Consider the following 255-nt stretch of genomic DNA (forward strand, 5'->3'; position numbering starts at 1 on the left):
GTGCTGCAGGCCTACGCCAACCTGGAAGACCAGGGGCTGATCCGGGCGCGGCCGCAGTCGGGCTATTACGTGCACCAGACGCCAGCACTCACGGCGCCTACGCCTGATATCGCACGGGTCGAGCGCCCAGGGTTGGTCACCCGTAGCAGTATCATCCAGCAGGTGCTGGTCGAGTCGCGCCGCGAAGGGGTGTTTCCCTTGGGCGCGGCGGTGCCGAGTGTCGACTACCTGCCGGTGCGGGCACTGCATCAGCAG

Annotated in this window: 1 pseudogene; it reads left to right on the top strand. The window is 67.5% G+C overall.

Features of this window, described 5'->3' with window-relative positions:
* Positions 1-255, top strand: a pseudogene (locus QN399_RS26450) (PLP-dependent aminotransferase family protein); the annotation flags it as partial.

It is taken from the genome of Pseudomonas sp. 10C3, from assembly GCF_036346185.1.
GTDB lineage: Bacteria > Pseudomonadota > Gammaproteobacteria > Pseudomonadales > Pseudomonadaceae > Aquipseudomonas.